The 720-nt window shown below is 64.0% G+C and carries 1 pseudogene; it reads left to right on the top strand.

Annotation, left to right across the window (positions count from 1 at the left end):
- Positions 1 to 720, top strand: a pseudogene (locus D6877_RS23915) (lytic transglycosylase F); the annotation flags it as partial.

The following is a 720-nucleotide window of genomic DNA, read 5'->3' as shown; positions in this document are numbered from 1 at the left end:
CCTCGGTTCTGCTGCTGTTGTGTGCTGCGTTGCTGCTGCCGATGACGGCGGTCGCACGCCTGCCCGGGCCGCTGCAAACCGTGCCGGCGAGCAAGGTTCGCGACCTCTCGGACATTCGCAGCAGCCGCGTGCTGCGCGTGCTGGTCAATCAGAGCCGCAACAGCTCCGGCGAAGTCCAGGGCCAGGCCATTGGTGTCGAGTACCACCGACTGCGCGCCTTCGAGCAATACCTCAACGGCCATGCCCGTGATGGCCAGGACGTTACCCTCAAAATCATTCCCAAAGCCAAGGATCAATTGCTCGGCGCCTTGCAGCGTGGCGAAGGCGATATGGTCGCGCCCGGTGAATTGCTCGATCTGCCCTCGGGCTACGCGGTCGCCAGCAGCGAACCGATCGCCAGCAACGTGCCGCTGGTGCTCGTCGGCATCAAGGGCCAGCGCCGTTACACCAAGGTCGAGCAACTGTCCGGCAAGACCCTGGCCTTGCCCACCGGCAGTGCGGCGGGGGAGGTGGTCAGCCTGCTCAACCAGAAACTGGCGCTGCACAAACTGGCGCCGATCAATATCGAATGGGTAGATCCGACGCTGGCAGTCGAAGACGTGCTGGAGATGGTCCAGGGCGGGATTTTCCACCTGACCATCGTCGAGCAACCGATTGCCGAGCGTTGGGGCAAGATCCTGCCGAAGCTGCGCCTCGATCGGCAACTGAGCCTCGGCGAGC

The organism is Pseudomonas sp. Sample_9, from assembly GCF_004307535.1.
Taxonomy (GTDB): Bacteria; Pseudomonadota; Gammaproteobacteria; order Pseudomonadales; family Pseudomonadaceae; genus Aquipseudomonas; species Aquipseudomonas mercuritolerans.
Note: the sequence above shows the minus strand (reverse complement) of the source record. Positions and strands in the feature narration are given on the sequence as shown.